At 66.8% G+C, this 3,597-nt stretch carries 4 protein-coding genes and 1 tRNA gene; 1 reads left to right on the forward strand and 4 read right to left on the reverse strand.

Going from position 1 to position 3,597, the window contains the following annotated elements; genetic code table 11:
- Positions 1 to 232: hypothetical protein (locus ACRDUX_RS40125; protein WP_526423000.1), on the forward strand; the 232-nt coding region annotated here is incomplete at its 5' end.
- Between the two features lie 120 nt (positions 233 to 352).
- On the opposite strand, the gene ACRDUX_RS40130 is transcribed toward ACRDUX_RS40125, so the two are convergent.
- From ACRDUX_RS40130 to cmk, 4 genes are all read right to left on the reverse strand, one after another.
- Positions 353 to 429 (reverse strand) — tRNA-Pro (locus ACRDUX_RS40130).
- Between the two features lie 191 nt (positions 430 to 620).
- Complete coding sequence (locus ACRDUX_RS40135) at positions 621 to 1,379, reverse strand: sulfite exporter TauE/SafE family protein (protein WP_526423004.1); 759 nt, start codon at positions 1,377 to 1,379, stop codon at positions 621 to 623.
- A gap of 34 nt (positions 1,380 to 1,413) precedes the next feature.
- A complete protein-coding gene (gene der / locus ACRDUX_RS40140; protein WP_526423002.1) occupies positions 1,414 to 2,844 on the reverse strand; it encodes a ribosome biogenesis GTPase Der in 1,431 nt (476 codons plus the stop codon).
- Positions 2,841 to 3,560 carry a (d)CMP kinase gene (gene cmk, locus ACRDUX_RS40145; protein ID WP_526423006.1) on the reverse strand — a complete coding sequence of 240 codons (720 nt, stop codon included), beginning with the start codon at positions 3,558 to 3,560 and terminating at the stop codon, positions 2,841 to 2,843. Before cmk ends, der begins: the two co-directional genes overlap by 4 nt.
- Between the last annotated feature and the right edge of the window lie 37 nt (positions 3,561 to 3,597).

Consider the following 3,597-nt stretch of genomic DNA (forward strand, 5'->3'; position numbering starts at 1 on the left):
GGACATGTATGTGCTCAACTCGTTTCGCGTCGAGCACTATGGCTGGGAAAACTCCTGCGACTACCTCATGGTCGTCGAGTCCGAGATGAAGTTCATTCCCGGCGACCACGTGTTCGTCTGCAAGCGCACCGGCAAGCTGCGGCTCGTCGGCATCCCCGGCCTGCCCTGGCTGTTCCCCGATCCCACCGAGGGCATGACGCCGATTGGCGATGTGCCGGACGAACGTCGGTGAACGGGTGCGAACACTGGCGTACCGAATCTGGTTGGCGTACCTATTGGCGTACGGCCCTCTCGAGACGCAGAAAAGGCGGCTTCGAATTTCTCCGAAACCGTCCCTGATCTGGTCTTTCTCTGGTCGGGCTGACAGGATTTGAACCTGCGACCACTTGACCCCCAGTCAAGTGCGCTACCAAGCTGCGCCACAGCCCGCGGCGCTGCCGGGATCGCCGGCAGCGGTCGAAATGCTACCCCAGCGCTCGTCTGTAATCCCAACCGCCGTCGCCCGCGTCGGCAGAGTCGATCCTGGGGGACGGCGACGAAATGACCGAAGGCCCCTCCCGCTGGGCGTTTCTCAGACCTCGAACGCCGCACTCGGTCAGAAGAACCGACCGGCACCGGTTCTAGACGGTCAGCAGCCGGTACAGCCCGATCAGCCCGACCACCACGATGATGGCCCGCAGCGCATTCGGCGACAGCCGCCTGCCGTAGTGCGCACCGAGGTACCCACCCACGAGTGAACCGACGGCGATGAGCCCCGCCACCGGCCAACTGATCCGGTCGAACGCCACCACCGTGTACGCCAGCGCCGCGACCACGTTCACCCCCAAGGACAACAGGTTCTTCGCCGCGTTCATCCGCTGCATCGACTCCGGCAGCAGCGCACCCATCACACCGACCAGCAGAATGCCCTGCGCCGCGGTGAAATAGCCGCCGTAGATCCCGACCGCGAACGTGCCGATGACCACCGCGACCATCCGACGGGTCGATACGACGTGCGCCTCCTCGGCGGACCGTCCGCGCGCCCACGCCTGAATTCGCGGCCCGAACACCACCAGCAGCAGCGCGCCCACCAGCAGCACCGGCACCACCGTGATGAATACCTTCTCCGGCAGGTGCAGCAGCAGCCACGCGCCGACGCCAGCACCGACGAGAGAAGCCGGGAGCTGCCACCGCAGCCGATCCCACTGACCACGCAGCTCGCGTCGGTACCCCCACGTCCCCGATATGCCGCCTGCCACCAGTCCGACCGCATTCGACATGGTTGCCGTCACCGGCGGATAGCCGAGTGCCACCAGCGTGGGGAAGGTGATCAGGGTGCCGGAGCCGACGACGGCGTTGATCGCGCCGGCACCGACACCCGCGAGGGCAATCAGGATCATGTGGGGAACGGACACCCGACGACCCTAGCGAGCCCTATCGCTTCGGATTTCCGCGCTTCTCCCGCACCCGAACGTTGATCTTCACGGGACTGCCCTCGAAGCCGAACTTCTCCCGCAGCTTGCGCTCCAGGAAGCGCCGGTAACCCGCCTCCAAGAAGCCCGACGTGAAGAGCACGAAGGTCGGCGGACGCGCGGTCGCCTGGGTCGCGAACAGGATCTTCGGCTGCTTGCCACCACGCACGGGCGGTGGCGTCGCGGCCACGATCTCCTTGAAGAAGGTGTTCAGTTGACCCGTCGAAATCCGCTTGTCCCACGAGGCAAGCGCGCTCTCCAACGCGGGTACCAGCCGCTGCACGGCCCGGCCGGTCTTGGCCGAGATGTTCACCCGCTGCGCCCACTGGACCTGCTCGAGCGAGAGGTCGATCTCCCGGTCCAACAGGAAGCGTCGGTCCTCGTCCATCAGGTCCCACTTGTTGAACGCCAGCACCAGGGCACGGCCCGCCTCGATCACCATCGAGAGCACCCGCTGGTCCTGCTCGGTCAGCGGTTGCGACGAATCGATCAGGACGACGACCACCTCGGCCGCATCGATCGCGCCATGCGTCCGCACCGAGGCGTAGAACTCGTGACCGCTGGCTTGGCCCACCTTGCGGCGCAGACCGGCGGTATCGACGAAACGCCAGAGCTTGCCGTCCAATTCGATCAGCGAGTCGACGGGATCGACCGTCGTCCCCGCGACATCGTGGACCACCGAACGCTCATCGCCCGACAGCCGGTTCAGCAGCGAACTCTTGCCCACGTTCGGCTTGCCAACCAGGGCGACGCGCCGCGGGCCGCCGGAGCTCGATCCGAGCTCGGAAACCGCGGGCAACACTTCGAGTACGGCGTCGAGCAGATCGGCCACCCCGCGACCGTGGATCGCGCTGATCGGGTGCGGCTGCCCAAGCCCCAACGACCACAACAGCGCGGCCTCGGACTCCATCTTTTCGTTGTCGACCTTGTTGGCAGCCAAGAACACCGGCTTGCCCGCGCGCTGAAGACGTTTGGCCGCGGCCTCGTCGGCACTGGTGGCACCCGTGACCGCGTCGACGACGAGGATGATCGCGTCGGCCGTGCGCATCGCGACGGTCGCCTGCTCCGCCACCAATTGCTGCAGCCCCTTGGCGTCGGGTTCCCACCCGCCGGTGTCCTGCACCATGAACCTGCGGCCCAGCCAGTTCGCGTCGTAGGACACCCTGTCGCGCGTGACCCCGGGGATGTCCTGCACGACGGCTTCGCGGCGGCCGAGGATCCGGTTCACCAGCGTGGACTTGCCGACGTTCGGTCGTCCGACCACGGCGACCACTGGCGGTGGCGCGTACTCCGCCTCGAGGTCGGCAGCACTGACGCCGTCGACGCCCTCGGGTGAAAGTTCCCAGTCACCCTCGTCGACCCAGGTGCCGTCCGGCGCGTCGGTTTCGCTCATCGCTGGGCCCTCTGCTCTTCGCGCAAACGCTCATTGCCGACCCCGCCACGCTGCTCGATGAGGTCGAGAAGGTATGCCAAGACCTCGGATTCGGACATGTCGCTGCTGTCGACCACCACTGCATCCTCCGCTGCGCGCAGGGGCGAGACCGCCCGCGTCGAGTCCAGGTGGTCGCGACGCCGCACGTCGGCCAGCACCGCGTCGTAATCGCCACCGATGCCTGCCGCGACGTTCTGGTCGTTGCGGCGACGCGCCCGCTCCTCGGCGGACGCCGTCAGGAAGATCTTCACGGCGGCGTCGGGCAATACCACCGTACCGATGTCGCGACCCTCGACCACCACGGCCGCCGAGCCCTCGGCAAGCTCACGCTGCCTGTCCACCAGCCGGGTCCGAACCTCGGGTACCGCCGACACGGCGGATACTGCCTTTGTGACGGCGTCGCCACGGATCTCAGCCGAGACATCCTCTGCCCCAAGGAAGTAGAGATCCTCATCCGGATCGAAGCCGACCGCGAGGTCGACCTCGGAGACCAGCGCGCCGACCGCTGCGGCGTCCTCGACATCCAGTCCGGCCCGCAGCACCGCCAGCGTCACGATCCGGTACATCGCTCCGGTGTTGAGGTAGCGCGCACCCAGTGCTCGCGCCAAACCTCTTGACACCGAAGACTTTCCGGTTCCAGCCGGCCCGTCGACGGCCACCGTCAATGGGCTGGTCAACCCGCTCACATTCCCACCGCCTTGTACAGTTCGCCGA

The organism is Mycobacterium sp. (assembly GCF_050701675.1).
GTDB lineage: Bacteria > Actinomycetota > Actinomycetes > Mycobacteriales > Mycobacteriaceae > Mycobacterium.